Source organism: Bradyrhizobium sp. 215_C5_N1_1 (assembly GCF_052075935.1).
In the GTDB taxonomy this organism is placed as follows: domain Bacteria; phylum Pseudomonadota; class Alphaproteobacteria; order Rhizobiales; family Xanthobacteraceae; genus Bradyrhizobium; species Bradyrhizobium barranii.
Genome location: NZ_CP197228.1, coordinates 626862 through 641990, shown reverse-complemented (window position 1 = coordinate 641990; position 15129 = coordinate 626862). Strand labels below are relative to the sequence as shown.

Genomic DNA, 15129 nt, shown 5'->3' with positions numbered 1-15129 from the left:
TCGCTGATGGGCCAACAGGCGACACGGCATCACCACAGCAAAGAAATCCTGGCACTTGGCCGGGATCGATAACTCACGCCTTGTTCGTAAACCAAATCGTTGGAGCTCCCGCCACTCCCGCGTTCTGCATGGCATTCTTCAATTCAGCACTCTCCGCGAAGGCTTGCGCAGCTTCAATCGTGGCAAACTCGTGAGTTACTGTGATGTCATTGGGATTTTCGACTGCTCGGTAGACAGCCTCGGCTGTTACGCCCTTCGCCTTCTGAACCGGAGCAAAATCGTCGTAAACCTTCCGCCAGGTCTTGTAGTCGGAAACCGTGTGTCTAACGAACATAGTCGTCATCAGATGTTCCTCCCTGACTGTCGTAACAATCTTTCCACGAACGCTCGAAACAGCACTTCCAGTGGCACCAGTATAATACCGGCCACCGCTTGGAGCTATTTCATTTCCGGGTTGCACTGGTGCCATCGGACGTTTGCCCTTTGTCCGATTAAACTGAGGCGTGCTGCCACTTCGCTGATGGGCCAACTCCGGACGGTCTGCGGGAGCAGCATCATCGCCTCCGCACTCGACGCCAATAGGTCGTGGCCGCGCAGTTACTGCGACCAGCCGCAGGACCAGTCAGTGACACTGACTTGCGTATTCAGTTGGTCGCAGTGTGAAGTTGTTGAACGCCGGGTCCGATCTTCAGGCCTAAGCAAACTGAGGCATTATGCCTCTTGGGCGAAACGCCCATTTCTAGGGCGCGTCCGTTCTCGTAGAATGTGGTTGCCCTTGAAGCGGGATGTGCCGAAGTCACCGTTCGGGACGAACGAGCAGTACTAGCGCTGTCGGCAGGTACGCTACTCTAAGAGACCGCCCCCTTTTCGGTTTCACACCACGATTTCACATTCCACACGCGCGCAACTTTTGCGGCGGCTTGTTGCAGTAACCTAGGGAGAAAAGCGATGAGAAAGATCGATCGAAGGTCTGCATTGACATTCGGGTTGGCGGCGGCGTCGGCGGCCATGATAAAGCCCGCCGCCGCTCAAACTACGGGCTATAAGGACACAACTCCGTGGCCAGGTGTGGTGGTGCGTGAGTATGATGGCGAGACACCATCGCTGATCCCCGGTTTTAAGTCCGTCTCAATGCGCGACATCATCATGCAGCCGGGATCGAAGACCATGGGGCCCCCGATGATGAATGCCATGGTCTGCCATATCACCGAAGGAGAGCTTCGGCTTGAGCAGGACGAAAAGACCTTTGCCGGCAAGAAGAATTTTGTCTGGACCTGCAACAAGGACACAAAGGAGCAGGCGTTCAATGATGGGAACGTGGTCGCAATTATGCGGATCACGGACCTAAAGGCTTAAGGCTCGTTTCTTCGCAAGAAATCGATTGTAGGAGCGAATGGCGCACGCTACGGCGCGCCGATAGCGTCGGCTTGCCCTCTGACGTGACTTCCTGGTTACGCCGAATTCTAGATATGTCGCTGCGCCAACCGACGCGATGGGCCATGACCGGGCATCTTCTCGACCAATGAGGCCGCTCTCGCCGCTGCTAACACTTGCGCGACCGCTCGCACTTAAGATTAGATCGGTCGCGTGGCTCACTGTCCAGTTTTGAAGGAGGTGTTTCATGAAATACATGCTTGAATATACAGTCCGCGCTGCCGGCCTTTCCTTTGACCAAAACTTTGCAGGATCGCAATCACTTCTTGCTGCGTTCAGCAAGTGGAACCCGGATGAAGAGAAGGGGCTGACGATACACGCGTTCGTAGCGAACCTGGCGGGACGAGGGGGCTATGTTTTGGTCGAAGCCGACGACCCAAAAGCCATCACCGCCTTTGTGGCAAAGTACAACTTCTGGAATGACATTGATGTCGTTCCGGTCGTCGATATCAGTGACTCAGTGCCGATAAACGCAAGTTCACTCGAATGGGCGAGACAAGCGTCTAAGGGCTAGTTGGCGGACGATATGAAATCGACGAGCGCCCCGACAGTTTGGTCGGGGCGTCTCAATTCAAAGACTAGTGCAGCATGAAGAGAGAGGTATCGCTCCGGCGGGGACCGCCTTGCGCGGTTCGATGGAGGATGAAGACATAGGCGTATGACTGATCATATGCCTATGCCGAAGGTTTCCCGACTTGAAGTCGTTTCGACGGGCGCTCGACGCCGTTGGACATTGCAAGAAAAGCAGCGGATCGTCACCGAGAGCTATGGCGGGCCGCGTCTGGTGTCGGTGACGGCACGACGCAACGGGCTGTCGACAAGCCAATTGTTCACGTGGCGCCGGTTGGCGCGCGACGGCAAGTTGAGCGGGGATACCGCGCCGGCGCTTGTTCCGGTTGAGATCACGCCTGGGGCGGCTCCGCTCTCGAGTGACGTGCCACAACCAGTGTCTTCACCGCCTGCGCAGCGTCCAAGGGCCGGCATTATCGAGATCGAGCTTGGCGAGGGCTGTCGCGTGCGCGTTGACCGGGACGTGGACACGGAGGCGCTGCAGCGGGTTCTTGAGCTTCTGAGACGGCGATGATCCCGATCCCGAGCGGCGTCAGGGTCTGGATTGCCACCGGCCACACCGACATGCGCCGCGGCATGCAAAGCCTGGCGCTTGCGGTCCAGGAGAGCCTGAAGCGCAATCCTCATGCTGGTGATCTCTACATCTTCCGCGGTCGCCGCGGCGATCTGGTCAAGATCCTCTGGCATGACGGGCTTGGCATGTCGCTCTACGCCAAGCGCCTGGATCGAGGCAAGTTCATCTGGCCGTCGGCGTCGGACGGCGCGGTATCAATCTCGGCGGCGCAGATGGCCTATATGCTGGAAGGAATCGACTGGCGGAATCCGCAGCTGAGCTGGCGGCCGCGGAGCGCGGGCTGAGCGCAAAATCCGCAGCTTTTTGCATTGTGGGGAGTCCCATCGCATCCAATCTGTGATTCACTGCGTCTCATGGATGCCGACCGCGACGCTGTTCCGGATGACATTGCCGCCCTGAAGAAGGCGCTGGCAGTCGAGCGCGCGAAGGGTTTGGAGATCGCCGCCGAACTCGCGGTCGCCCGCGCGAAAGCGTCGGAAGATGAAGCGCTGATCGCGCAGCAGAAGCTGCAGATCGCCAAGCTAAGGCATCAGATCTACGGCCAGCGGTCGGAGCGTTCGTCGCGCCTGATCGAGCAGTTGGCGCTGACGTTCGAGGAGCTGGAAGCCGACGCCACCGAGGACGAGCTCGCCTCGGAGCGGGCCGTGGCGAAGACGACGACGGTGCGCGGATTTACCCGCAAGCGCGCCGAGCGCCAGACCTTCCCCGAGCATTTGCCCCGGGAACGGGTGGTGGTTGATCCGCCGACGGCGTGCGAGTGCTGCGGTTCCAATCGCCTGCGCAAGCTTGGCGAGGATGTGACGCGCACGCTGGACGTGGTGCCGCGCCAGTGGAAGGTGATCGAGACGGTTCGGGAGAAGTTCTCCTGTCGCGACTGCGAAAAGATCAGCCAGGCACCTGCACCGTTCCATGCCGTCCCCCGGGGATGGGCTGGCCCGAGCCTCTTGGCGATGATCATGTTCGAGAAGTTCGGTCAGCATCAGCCTTTGAACCGCCAAGCCGAGCGCTATGTGCTGGAAGGCGTGCCAATAGCACTGTCGAGCATGGCAGATGCCGTTGGGGCGGTCTGTGCCTCGCTGGATCCCCTGCTGCGCCTGCTGGAAGCCCATGTCATGGGGGCCGAGCGCCTTCATGCCGATGACACGACCGTGCCGGTGCTGGCCAAGGGCAAAACCGATACGGGACGATGCTGGATCTACGTTCGGGACGACCGGCCGTTTGGGGGCACGGACCCGCCGGCGGCGATGTTCTATTACTCACGCGACCGCAAGGGCGAGCATCCTCAGGGGCATCTGGCCCGGTATGCCGGCATCCTGCAGGCCGACGCCTATGACGGGTATAACCAGCTCTATCTGGCGGGACGCCAGCCTGGACCGATCCGGGAGGCTGCCTGCTGGTCGCACGGACGGCGTCCGTTCTTTGCCATGGCCGACATCGAAGAGAATGCCCGGCGCAAGGCCACCGGCAAGAAGGAGATCCCGCTCTCGCCGATTGCGATCGAGGTCGTGAGGCGGATCGATGCGTTGTTCGAGATCGAACGCTCCATCAACGGCAGGAGCCCCAAAGGCCGTCTTCAGGTGCGGCAGGCGCTGAGCCGGCCTCTGGTCGAGGAGCTTCAAGTCTACATGCGGGAGCAGCTCGCCAAGCTGTCCCGGGGACACGACCTGGCCAAGGCGTTCAACTATATCCTGAAGCGTTGGGCGAGCTTCACCCTGTTCCTCGAGGAGGGGCGGGTATGCCTGTCCAACAATGCCGCAGAACGAGGCCTAAGAGGCATCGCCCTTGGACGGAAGTCCTGGCTGTTCTGCGGCTCTGATCGCGGAGGGCGGCGCGCGGCAGCTATGTACAGCCTCATCATCACCGCGAAAATGAACGGCATCGACCCGCAAGCCTGGCTGACCGACGTCCTCGCGCGGATCGCCGCCCATCCGTCGCATCGGCTTGACGAACTGCTGCCCTGGAATTGGACGCCGGCGTCAGCGAACTCCGCTCGAGCGGCATGACCACCCGCGTCAACAAGGTCCATCACGTCACCACCATCACCCGGGTCGCGAAAGACCTCGGCGAAGATGAAGATTGGCTACGAGACGTCGCCAACGAAATGGAGATCGAGGACGGCGCCATTTGGGTGTTCGGCGTTGGCGAAGACGGCGTTCAAGCGTTCACCGACTTCGGCATCGAGCGCCTCATCGAGCTCATCCAAATCTATAAAGAAAATCCGAGGTTGCTTAAGCGCTGGCCACCAGAATAATCCAATCAGGTCGCGGCCTACGCCGGATGCTTACAGAGAGAGAGGCCGATGTCTGGATTGAGTCAAAATGCGCCGTTTTGACCCTCTGCGGTCAATTCCGGTCTACCCCAAGGAACGGACATTAGGTTGAAGTTTCGTGCCACTTCCGGACACGGCGCGACTGGTTGGCCTCGATGAGCCGGTCACCCTTTCCATGCAAGATCCTAACGCACGCAAGGCGTGGCGTCATCGCCCCGTTCGAAATCCGTGTTTGCGTCCATCCTTTGCCGCAGCGGGTACGGCTTGCAGTTATTGTCCCGGCAGAGCCGTGAGCTCTCGGGGGCGCTTGATGCGCCAGAACGGATATGCCGCCAATTCTTTCGAATGCTGCCCGAACATATCGACCCGTCTGCTTGTAAACTCCGTAATGACGCCGAAATATTCAGTTGGTGATCTGATCGTCGCAAGTCTCAGGCCGAATTCAAAAGCAAATTGCGCGTTGGCCGCGGCTATCTCAAGAAGCTTCGCCTGATACGCCTGCATGTTTGCCGTCGCTAAAGCAAAGCTTTTCGTTGGATCGCTATCCGTCATTCTCTGACTGAGGTCATCTGGTAAGGCATCCACCCGAGGCTCAATGATAGGAACCTCGTGTTTAGGATCATAAAGCTCAGGAGGCGGATCAATCGAGACTGCCGCAACAGAGCGAAGTAAATTCTCTTTCGGGCTTCTAACAATGTTCTGCTTGTTCCGTTGGGCCCGCGCGGCCATTTTCGGATTGCGGGCGCGCTTTGGCGCTGTCGCCGGTTTGCGTTTGCTCATCTGACGCTCCAAGAAAATGGGGGGGGGCGACCACAACGGTCATTTCTGAAAGGACAACAGGCTTTGTGACGTGGCGTTCCAAACCCGTGCATTGTTGGAGTCCCGCATGAACTGAGATCAATCGCACGTTCTGCGATGTCGACGATACGGCCTATCAATGGCCGCAGCCGAGGCCGCCCTCCGAAGGTTCGCTAGGAGGAAGTCTCGCGAAATTGAGGCATGAACGTTTACGTAATCGCCGCAACTTGAAGCGGTCCTTGGAGAGCACAACGAGCGGATGGCTGATTGTTCTCAGACCGACGCCGTTGAGCATAGGTCTGGAAGATCGCCAGCTAGATGTTTGTTGGTTGGAGTTGCTACCTAAACCATCGACGCCAAGCTGACCCGGAAACTGGGCGACGTGCTCGAGGACAACCTGAGCGCCCTATGAAGCCAGATTACCCACCGAGCGAATGCTCGAGGAAGAAGCGCAGCATTTCCCTCGTCGCATCCGGCCCTTGCGGATCAGTGTAGGACCCGGCGGGGCTGCCGCCTGACCACGCGTGTCCGGCGCCGTCGATGGTCCAGTGTTCGGAGATCGCCCGACCGGCCCCATCGATCAGGACGGTGCGAGTGTAGGCATGGCCGTGGGGTACGCGTCCGCGAAGTACCATCGTCGTTGGCCTCGTTGCCCTGGTGGACTGCTCGATAATCTGATCGCCATTCTTTGGATGCACCGTAGTGTCGCGATCGCCATGGAAAACGATGGTCGGCATAGAAGTTTTGTCATCCGCAATTGCCTTGGAGCCGCCTCCCTGCCGCATGGCGACGAACGCGGAGGGAAGATCGCTCGCGGCTCCACATGCGAGACCTGAATGAATACCGACGGCGGCGTACAGGTCGCTATACGTTGAGCCCATGATGGCGGCGGCGGCCCCGCCGGCCGACAGACCCGCGACGTATACGCGCTTCGGATCGATCGCATGGTCGCGCATGATCTGGCGGGTAATGCCGGCGATCATCGAGGGCTCGCCCCTGCCGCGGCGCTGGTCGCCCGTGCGAAACCAGTTCCAGCACTTCGACTGGTTGGCTCCGCTCGGCTGCTCAGGATAGACCACGAAGCAATTCTGCTCTTCCGCCAGGAAGTTCATCCGGGTGCCGGCCGCGAAATCGTCCGGCGACTGGGTGCAGCCGTGAAGCATGACGATCAGGGGAAGCCGTTGTCCCCGGCAGCGGCTTGGGATGAACAGCTTATAGGTCCGGCTTCCCGCGGCGTTACTGAAGGTACCGGCGATAAACCGTGTGCCCTCGGGCACGATGTCCGATGGCGATAGAGGAGCGCGCGTGATCGGACTTCGCAGGCCGAGCCCGGAAAAATCCCGCATGCCGTCGAGCGGTAAGGAGCGTCTGCGTCCCTGAGCAGAGCGGGCCGGCGCAATCAGCGGAGCTTCCCGCTCCTCGACGACGTTGGCCGTAGCGTCGATGGTAAGCGGATCGAGCCGCGGGAGCCGAGCCTGAGGGGCGCTGCGAGACCCCGGTCTTGGAGCGCTACCGCCCTGGAGCATGCGCTGCAGGAGCGCGGTGGCCTCGACCAGTTGGCCGGCACGCGTGAGGCGTGTTGCTTCGCGGACTATGTCTTGATTCAGCATCGTTCACCTCGTTCTGTCGGCGAGAGCGGCCTTGACCGCGGGAGTGGCGTGAAGGGCCCCCAGCACCGAGACCGACGCGATTGTGGCGCGAGCCAACGCGGGAGTGACGTCCTGGGCGATGGTGGCTAAGCCCAGAACATTAATCTGCAGCATTTCGCCGGCGCGCCGCGCCGCTTCGAGATCCTCGCGAGTGTAGTTGCGCAGCCCGAGATCCAGGTTCTTCCGGGCCGTGGACTGTCTGACGACCTCTACGTGTCGCTCGAGCTGGTTCCGGATTGCTGTCCGGATGAAATCGGTCCGGTTCGAATAGAACCCTTCCTGCACCATAAGATCGACATGACCGAGGTCGACATAGCCAAGGTTGATCGTGATCTTCTCGGTGTCGGGGACCTTGGGTCGCAACTCGCGCACATTATCGGCCATAGCTAAGCATCCATCTTTTACCATCCATTTGGATGGTGCATGGCTGTCATCTAGATGTTCCGGGGCGATTTTCAAGGGATGAGCGAATAGACCCGCGGCCAAGAGCGCGAGATCTGGATGCTGCAGCGGGTCAGCGTCTCGATGACCTCGGCGGGCGAAGGTCAACGACCTCTACCGCGACCGAGACACGCTCGGGAAAGGGACGCCTGCCGGTGAATTTGGCCGTCGCCCGCATGCGCGACATCCGGAGCTCCGCCGAGGTCATCGAGACGCCAACCCGCTGCGAGCCAGACTTTCGGCAATCCCAGTCGAACTGGGGTCGCCAGTTATCGTTACGATTGGAATACGCGATCTCAGTTTTTTGAAGATGAGTGCGCCAAGGCCACCGAGGAGAATGACGTCCGGGTTGCTGCCAACGGTTTCCGTCGCCATGGCTTCGAGGCCGGACGTGTTTTGCTCTCGGCCATAATTTTCGACTGTAAGGTTTGTCCCTGGATCTGTCCCAACCGTCGCAGCTCCGCGAAGAAGGGCTCGAGGATATCTTTTCCCGCTATGCTCGTGCCGGTCCGCGCTCAGCTCTGATGGGACGAAAATAGCAAGACGTTTCTTGTTGGTGCTCCCCGCCGCCGTAGCCAGCTGCGGCGATGTTACCGCACCACAAACGGCACGGAGAAAAGCACGCCGCCTCATGTTCGCCCCTAGTTAAGTCTAGGTCAACGCATGCTGGCGTCGCTGAGCGAGACCATTCAAAGCCCGCAGAGACCGCCGGTTCAGGCTGAAGGCGATGAATGACCTGATCTGAAGGCTGCTACCGTTCGCACATCAAACGTTATGGAAGAAATCGGCCAGTGGCCGATGTCCGCTTTGACACCATTACCGGAAGCATAGAGATTTGAGTCGGATGTCGGCGATGGGGCCACGAGCTGACATCAGTTGTCAGCGGGATTGACTCGGGATGCGTCTTCCTCACAAGGCACACAATGCATTTTGAACGATAGAAACAACGGTGTTGCCCGGCATTTGGCCGGTGGTTGGCAATCGTTCGGCTAAAGTTAGCACCGCCCGCCACACGTCGATCCTATCCATTACGGTGCACGCTTCTTTGGACCGCTCCACGAAAAGTCCCGTTATCTCTGGTTCGTTCAAGCCGATCCTTTGACAAGTCTCAATGGCCTTCTGACGGTCATCGCTGCACCCGCCGTCATACCAGACCAAGTCGAATGAGACGCCTATGAATTTTGCTTGTGCCGCTGCTCCGGCAGTAATCTCAAAAAGCCGCACGCTCGCCCATTCCAATGGATCGATGCCCATAAAGAAAAATAGCTTGCGCCATTGTTCCACCGTCGGCCAGATGCCTTCCCTGATGCCTTCGCGCTCCCCAAATTCCTTAAGCCCGGGCATGTTCAGCGGTAGCTCGAACACGGAGCAATGTGGAGTGCCCCAGTCCATTTCTATCCAACGGATAGCGTTTTCATTGGTGATCCCTACACGGCCTATCGACAGAACGCGGGCAACGGCATGACCGGCCTCATGGACGGCCGTATCTCTTCTTGCACCCCCACCGAAATTCATCTGCGCTCCTCCGATGACCACATCGCTGTATACTAAACGTGCGACAGGTATCGCTCTAGGAGGTGCCACGCATTCCGATCATGATCCACCTAACCCTCGGAGTGGCGGGGGCCGATAGCCTACCCCTCTGAACGGACATCGTCAGCCCGCCCCGGCATGTCTCACGCGGGCAAGAAGCTGAAGCAATCGTGCCAATTGGGATAGCCGGTGTCAGGTTTACGACCTGGCGCAGGTTGAAGCTTGCCGATTAACCATATCAGCAAGGCAAATGTCCTTCCCTCGCCATTCGCCTAAAAAGTGTAATAGACTGTTAACTATCGAAGATCGTTAAAAAAAGGGGGGGGATCTTTGCAGCGCTGGCTGGTTGTCGCGGCCCTATTCATCAGCGTGCACGCCGCAGACGCCGGGCAGGTACGCGGCGCGCCGCGAATCGTTGATGCGGACACTGTATACATCGGCCAGACCAAGATCCGGTTCAACGGTGTCGACGCCCCCGAGACCGATCAGGTCTGCCTTGATGCTGCGGGCAAGACATGGACGTGCGGCATCGAAGCGCGAGAGCGGCTGCGGTCCTTCAGTAAAGACCGGGAGTGGTCCTGCGAGCTGACGGGTACGGACATCTACAGGCGATCGTTGGGTTCATGCGCGGTCGGTGGCGAGAACGTATCGCGGTGGCTTGTCCAGAACGGCTGGGCTTTGGCGTTCCGCAGATACTCCACGGAATACGTCCCCGACGAAGATTTGGCGCGCGAACATCAGCGCGGACTTTGGGGCGGAGCGTTCATAGCCCCGTGGGATTGGCGCCATCGCAGCAATTCGACGGAGATCCTAGGTGCCCTCGCCGTCCCTTCCACAGCGCAGCGAGCCCTAGTCTCAAATACGGTAGCAAATTCGGCACCGCCAACTGGCGATTGTTTGATCAAAGGTAATTTGAGCAGCACGCCGCAATGCATATTTCACGTGCCGGGCGGTCGCTTTTACGACCGGCTGAGCATGCAGCCGAGTTCCTCGCGACGCTGGTTCTGCACCGAGGCGGAAGCCCAGGCTGCCGGCTGCCGTAAATCGAAGCTTTAGTTGCGAACCACGATGGACCGTTCCCAGACCCGGCTTTCCCCAATCGCGCGGCTGTGGGCCTTGCTCAACAAGCCGCAGCACGACTATCGTCCGGCCACGACCGTATTCGTTGATCTCAACGTGGACCGAGTCGCAGACGAGCTAAAGCTCACAAATCTCGGCCGAGAGCGCGGTTCACAGAACCGTCCAGGTTCCGATGACCAGACGCTGGACGACGTCGAACATCTGATTATCGAGCGGGTCGAGGCCCACAAACAAGAATCTCATTCGGTCTACCAAGACCATCTACATACCTACGACGAGCGAATGACTTCGCTAAGCTTTGAGGAGCGCTTCGCGGTCATCCAGCAAACCGCACCAGAAGCCGTTGGAGATTTCGAGGCGGAAGCGACCATGGGACGCGACGAGCTGTTCGTCCACCGCCGCCGGCTCCATGAATCGGAGCTGGAGCGTGAGGCGTTCCGCAAGCGGCACCGTCTACAGCGGCCGGCCCGGCTGGCAACACCGGGAAAGATCATCCTGAAGGTCGGGCTGCTTGCGATCCTCTTTGTCATCGAGGTCGCGGTCAACGCGGGCTTCCTGGCCAAGGCCAATATGGGCGGTTATATAGGCGCGGCGATCCAGGCGGCCACGTTTGCCGCGCTGAACATCCTTGCGAGCTTCCTGTGGGGCTTGGTCCTCATCAGGCCGATCTACCACCGCAATCTCTTGCTCAAGCTGATCGGCGCTATCTTCTTTGTCGGCTATCTGGCTTTCGCGGGTGCACTGAACCTGACCCTTGCGCACCTGCGCGAAATGAAGCCCAGCCCGGGCGGCGATGTGGGCCAGGATGTTTTGCATCGCCTTCTGACGGCGCCTTTCGATCTGACCGACGTCAATTCATGGGTGTTCATCAGCATCGGTCTGGTTTTCTCACTTGTCGCGATGGCGGACGGGCTCACGTTCTTCGATCCGTACATCGGCTATGCCGGCCTTGAGCGGCGCTGGAACGACGCCAGCAAGCAATTCACGGATCTCAAAAGCGACCTGATCGAGCGGCTCAGAGAGATCCGGCAGGATGCCACCGACGTTATGAATGCGGCGTCCACCGATCTTTCCAAGCGGCGCGCCGAATACGATTCGATCCTCCAGGGGCGCAGCCGGCTCAATCAGCGCTTCGTCCAGCAGCAAAACCAGATTGAGACGGCTGGCCGCACACTGCTCGGCCTATACCGCGAGGCGAACCGCAAGGCGCGATCAACCCCACCGCCCGCCTCCTTCGCCAGGCCGTTTGTCCTCGAACGCATCGTATATGGCAATGCCGAACCCGACTCGACCGCCCGCGATCGGCTGCGCCAGATGATCGACGAGACCCAAGGCTTGTTGAAGGACCAGATCAAAGCCATCAACGAAGCCTTCGAGCGAGCGATGCGGTCCTACCGCGAGATCGATCAGTTCTTTCCGGAGAAGGACAGCAAGAGTGGGTAGGCCAAGACCTCGGCGACGGAGCTCGCCTAGCATCGGCTGGGCAGGATACCTCGGCATCGCTCTTTTCCTGGTTGCGGTCTCCTGTGGCGCAGCACTGATATATTTCGCGTTCTTCACCGAGCGGCCCCCGACCGTGGCTGAAGATACCCTCTGTCCGCTTGACGGTGCCCGGGGTGTTACCGTCGTCTTGATCGATACGTCGGACGACCTGCCTGATGCCACCCGGCGCGAGGTTCTCGGGCTCCTGGAAGAGGTCGTCACCACGCTGCCGCCCTATCACAAGCTCGACATTCGAGTGCTCGATATCGCCGGCCTGCGCAGCCGCTCGCTGTTCGCCAAATGCAATCCCGGCAACGGGACGGGCCTTAGCGAGTGGACCAACAATATCGAGGCTGCGCGTTTGCGCTGGATCGAGAGTTTCCGCAAGCCGGCGTTGGAAGCCATCGATAAGAGCGTTACGCCGGCTCGGGCCACCGCCTCGCCGATCATGGGCGCGATCCAGGACATCGCGATCAGCGACTTTTCCGGCAGTGCCAGCCAAAACATCAAAAAGACGCTCTACGTTATCTCTGACATGATCGAGTCAACCAAAGACTACAGCCAATATCCCCGATCCGGCGACCTATCCTATCAACGCTTCAGGCAATCCCCCTCGTATCTGAAGTACCGGACCGAGCTCCATGATGCGACCGTTTTCGTACGACTAGTCAGCCGCCAGGTGAACGGCAAAGCAATTGTGGATGACAGCCAGCTGATGGGCTTCTGGCGAGAGTGGATTTCTGACAATCGCGGCCTGATCGGCAGCCTTAAGCGCCTGCAGGGAGCATGACCGATGGCGGCCGACGATAAAAACAGGCTCCTGCCGCCAGGCTTTTTAAGCGGGCTGCTATTCTTCGCCGTCGTGCTGGCTGGAAGCGGATACATTGTCTTCTCCAAGTCGCACGACTTCGCGCCTGTTTTGGTGACGGCGGTACCCGTCCTGATCATGATCGGGTACGCGCTCCTCCTCGGATTTGCTCGCCTCTTCCGCCTTCGGGATGACCAGTCCGGCGATAATCTGTACTACATGGGCTTTCTATTCACGCTGACCAGCCTTGGCGTGTCGCTCTATCAGTTTTCACCCGAAGGCGGGTCTGAGCAGATCGTCAGGAATTTCGGCATCGCCATCGCCTCCACGATTGCCGGTGTCGCCCTGCGCATCTTCTTCAACCAGATGCGCCGCGATCCGATCGAAGTTGAAGCGACCGCGCGCCTGGAGCTTGCCGAGGCCTCCCGCAAGGTGAAAGTCGAGCTGGAGAGCACTATCCTTGAGTTCAGTTCCTTTCGAAGGATGACCCAGCAGTCCTTGGGCGATGCGCTTGATGAGCTGAAGGAGACCCTCGGCGAGACCCGCAAGGAACTGGCAGGCGAGATCCGGGATTTCGCGGTCACCGCACGCCAGCCTCTTGAGGATGCGTCCAAGCGTTCGGGCGAAGCTCTCAATATGATGAACAGTCAGGCGACAAGGACGTTCGAGGCCATGTCTAAGCAGCTGGTGGAGCAAGGGGACCGGCTGACGAGAAGCACGGCAGCCATGATCAAGGCGATCGACACCGTCGTGGGCAAGTTGACGTCACTGCAGACGCCGGAGCAGATTATCGAAATCAAGCTCGCGCCGATGATCCAGGGCCTTTCGCGGGCCGTAAATTCGTTCAACAAGAGCGCCGAGACACAGGCGAAGGCAATGGACGAGAACTTGCGGCAAACGCAAGTTCTTGCAACAGCGCTAAACGGCCTGATGAACGAGATCCGCGCGGAGAATGCCCAACGGTATGCCACCGGCCCTTGGGCCGGCCGCGGACACAACACCTAGGCGGCAATCATGTCAGTCGTGAACGGCCAGATCACCAGGCAGGGCTCCTCGTACCGGCAAGGCCTGGTCCTCGGCCTAACGATGGCGGAGATCATGCTCCTCCTGGTGTTCTGCCTGCTCATCGCCATGGCCACCTTTATCCTGAAGGAGCAAGAGAAGCGCGCCGCATCGGAAAAACGCGTCGAGACGTTGCTTGCCGATAATCGACGCAGCCAAGACCTCGTCCAGGCGCTCAGCAAAAATGAGGCCCTCGTCGAAAAGCTCAAGACTATCGCGGGCAGCAGCGATCCTCAGGCAATTGATCAATACTGGCGGGAACTGGTGGAAGGCCGCGCAACCGCGGATGAGCTCCAAAAGTCCGGCATAACGCTCAAGGAGCTTCGTGACCGGATTGCACAAGTCAAGACGTTGGATGCCAATGGCATCGACATCGACAAGGCAGTCAAGGACGCAAACGCCATGGCGGCGATCAACCGTGCGTTGGCAAAACCGGGCGAGCCACCTGTATCAACACAGTCCATCATTGATGCACTTAGCCGTACCGCGCCGGCCGGAGGCTCGCCCGGCCATTTGTGGCCGCCGATCATCAGCCTCAGCGAGGCTGACGGCAATTTTTTCAAGAGCGGGAGCGCCGAGCTTTCTGCACCTTTCCGTGACAGCCTTCTGACAAAAATCCCGACCAAAGTCCTGGAATACATCAAACAATATGATGTGGATGTCGTCGAGGTGGTCGGCCACACCGATGAGCAGCCTCTCGGCGTGCACCAGTCCAACCTGGACCGAGATTTGCTACCGGTCCTGAAAGGCAAGACGGAGGTCGGAAAGCTCGTTCCGGCCGACAACGCCGGCTTGGGATTAGCTCGTGCGGTGTCGGTCGTGAGCGTCTTGAAGCAGAACACGCAGCTTGCGAACTACAAGATCATTCCATTTTCGGGCGCGCAGCTCGTGAATACGGATGAGACGCTCGCGATCGAGGGGATACCAGCGAATATCCCGGAACGGCGCCGAATTGAGATTCGGCTGCGCAAGTCGAGCGCCCATGAGGCCACCGCGAGCATTGCGCAGTCTACTCCCGCTCGCGCACCGGGCGTTACGCCTCGTGCGCCGGTCGCTCCAGTGAAGCCGCGTCCAGCGGCACCTGCGCCCATATCCCTATTACCACGGCAACCGTCCTCACCGCCCAAATCGGCAGCGCTGCCCGTGATCCGACCAACGCCGGGTACGCCCGCGATCGCGCATTGATCGATAACAGCCATGAAGTGGTGTAACCGGATTCACGATTGCATAGTTTGAACCCGTGAGGTTCGGGTTGCGCCGCGAGATGCCCTAAAATTGAGACAGGCGGCTCGCTCGCGTCCCAGCGAAAATGCCGGCCTGATTACTGGTGCGCCGTTTTGGATAGAGTCGACTGCACGAATTGCCAATGCCCGCGACGGGTCACTAACGCGCCGCGGAAACCGCGGTCGACGACACGTTCGGTTTCTTG

Annotated in this window: 16 protein-coding genes; 11 read left to right on the top strand and 5 right to left on the bottom strand. The window is 59.5% G+C overall.

Features of this window, described 5'->3' with window-relative positions; all coding sequences use genetic code 11:
- Positions 1 to 73 precede the first annotated feature (73 nt).
- Positions 74 to 343, bottom strand: a complete 270-nt coding sequence (locus tag AB7G19_RS02995) for an antibiotic biosynthesis monooxygenase (protein ID WP_135177051.1) — start codon at positions 341 to 343, stop codon at positions 74 to 76.
- Between the two features lie 605 nt (positions 344 to 948).
- On the opposite strand from AB7G19_RS02995, the gene AB7G19_RS02990 reads away from it, so the two are divergent.
- The 6 genes from AB7G19_RS02990 to AB7G19_RS02965 all read left to right on the top strand — a co-directional run bounded on the left by AB7G19_RS02990 (position 949) and on the right by AB7G19_RS02965 (position 4829).
- Positions 949 to 1356 (top strand): hypothetical protein, encoded by a 408-nt coding sequence (locus AB7G19_RS02990; RefSeq protein ID WP_063980524.1) that lies wholly within the window; start codon positions 949 to 951, stop codon positions 1354 to 1356.
- A gap of 265 nt (positions 1357 to 1621) precedes the next feature.
- Entirely contained in the window at positions 1622 to 1948 is a 327-nt protein-coding gene (locus AB7G19_RS02985) for a DUF3303 domain-containing protein (protein ID WP_441267707.1), read from the top strand.
- A 144-nt stretch (positions 1949 to 2092) separates the two neighbouring features.
- On the top strand, positions 2093 to 2518 hold the full coding sequence (gene tnpA / locus AB7G19_RS02980; protein WP_283017312.1) for an IS66-like element accessory protein TnpA: 426 nt from the start codon (positions 2093 to 2095) through the stop codon (positions 2516 to 2518).
- Positions 2515 to 2862 (top strand): IS66 family insertion sequence element accessory protein TnpB, encoded by a 348-nt coding sequence (tnpB, locus tag AB7G19_RS02975; protein ID WP_283017311.1) that lies wholly within the window; start codon positions 2515 to 2517, stop codon positions 2860 to 2862. Before tnpA ends, tnpB begins: the two co-directional genes overlap by 4 nt.
- Before the next feature lie 69 nt (positions 2863 to 2931).
- The gene (gene tnpC, locus AB7G19_RS02970) at positions 2932 to 4581 is read left to right on the top strand and encodes an IS66 family transposase (protein WP_283017310.1); all 1650 of its coding nucleotides are present in this window, start codon (positions 2932 to 2934) and stop codon (positions 4579 to 4581) included.
- Complete coding sequence (locus AB7G19_RS02965) at positions 4578 to 4829, top strand: hypothetical protein (RefSeq protein WP_283017309.1); 252 nt, start codon at positions 4578 to 4580, stop codon at positions 4827 to 4829. Before tnpC ends, AB7G19_RS02965 begins: the two co-directional genes overlap by 4 nt.
- Before the next feature lie 288 nt (positions 4830 to 5117).
- Here the strand turns inward: AB7G19_RS02965 and AB7G19_RS02960 are convergent, their stop codons facing one another.
- The 4 genes from AB7G19_RS02960 to AB7G19_RS02945 form a co-directional block, all read right to left on the bottom strand.
- The gene (locus tag AB7G19_RS02960) at positions 5118 to 5627 is read right to left on the bottom strand and encodes a phasin family protein (protein ID WP_441267706.1); all 510 of its coding nucleotides are present in this window, start codon (positions 5625 to 5627) and stop codon (positions 5118 to 5120) included.
- 437 nt (positions 5628 to 6064) lie between these two features.
- Entirely contained in the window at positions 6065 to 7255 is a 1191-nt protein-coding gene (locus AB7G19_RS02955; protein WP_063980522.1) for an extracellular catalytic domain type 1 short-chain-length polyhydroxyalkanoate depolymerase, read from the bottom strand.
- A gap of 3 nt (positions 7256 to 7258) precedes the next feature.
- Positions 7259 to 7678: a hypothetical protein gene (locus AB7G19_RS02950; protein WP_063980521.1), complete on the bottom strand. Its 420-nt coding sequence runs from the start codon at positions 7676 to 7678 to the stop codon at positions 7259 to 7261.
- 966 nt (positions 7679 to 8644) lie between these two features.
- The gene (locus AB7G19_RS02945; protein ID WP_441267705.1) at positions 8645 to 9250 is read right to left on the bottom strand and encodes a hypothetical protein; all 606 of its coding nucleotides are present in this window, start codon (positions 9248 to 9250) and stop codon (positions 8645 to 8647) included.
- Between the two features lie 348 nt (positions 9251 to 9598).
- On the opposite strand from AB7G19_RS02945, the gene AB7G19_RS02940 reads away from it, so the two are divergent.
- From AB7G19_RS02940 to AB7G19_RS02920, 5 genes are all read left to right on the top strand, one after another.
- Positions 9599 to 10324: a thermonuclease family protein gene (locus AB7G19_RS02940; RefSeq protein WP_441267704.1), complete on the top strand. Its 726-nt coding sequence runs from the start codon at positions 9599 to 9601 to the stop codon at positions 10322 to 10324.
- A 12-nt stretch (positions 10325 to 10336) separates the two neighbouring features.
- Positions 10337 to 11791: a hypothetical protein gene (locus AB7G19_RS02935; RefSeq protein ID WP_441267703.1), complete on the top strand. Its 1455-nt coding sequence runs from the start codon at positions 10337 to 10339 to the stop codon at positions 11789 to 11791.
- A 133-nt stretch (positions 11792 to 11924) separates the two neighbouring features.
- Complete coding sequence (locus AB7G19_RS02930) at positions 11925 to 12620, top strand: hypothetical protein (protein WP_441267702.1); 696 nt, start codon at positions 11925 to 11927, stop codon at positions 12618 to 12620.
- 3 nt (positions 12621 to 12623) lie between these two features.
- Complete coding sequence (locus AB7G19_RS02925; protein WP_441267701.1) at positions 12624 to 13643, top strand: hypothetical protein; 1020 nt, start codon at positions 12624 to 12626, stop codon at positions 13641 to 13643.
- 9 nt (positions 13644 to 13652) lie between these two features.
- A complete protein-coding gene (locus AB7G19_RS02920) occupies positions 13653 to 14885 on the top strand; it encodes a hypothetical protein (protein WP_441267700.1) in 1233 nt (410 codons plus the stop codon).
- Positions 14886 to 15129 lie beyond the last annotated feature (244 nt).